The sequence below is a fragment of the Pseudomonas sp. 86_A genome (genome assembly GCF_017491705.1).
In the GTDB taxonomy this organism is placed as follows: Bacteria; Pseudomonadota; Gammaproteobacteria; order Pseudomonadales; family Pseudomonadaceae; genus Aquipseudomonas; species Aquipseudomonas koreensis.
Genome location: NZ_JAFGYS010000232.1, coordinates 1 through 247 on the forward strand (window position 1 = coordinate 1; position 247 = coordinate 247).

The 247-nt window shown below is 65.2% G+C and carries 1 pseudogene; it reads left to right on the forward strand.

Annotation, left to right across the window (positions count from 1 at the left end):
- Window positions 1–247, forward strand: a pseudogene (locus J5M57_RS29035) (hypothetical protein); the annotation flags it as partial.

The following is a 247-nucleotide window of genomic DNA, read 5'->3' on the forward strand; positions in this document are numbered from 1 at the left end:
GAGCGACAAGGCGCTGTACAGCTACGCACTGGACCTGAAGCAGGAATACCTGCGCAACGCGCCGGCCATCGACAAGGTGCTGTTCGACAACCGCCTCGACCTGACTCACCGCGCGCTGGGCCTGCACCCGCGACACCGTGGTGTGCAGGCCCAGCGCGCGGTGAGTCAGGTCGAGGCGGTTGTCGAACAGCACCTTGTCGATGGCCGGCGCGTTGCGCAGGTATTCCTGCTTCAGGTCCAGTGCGTA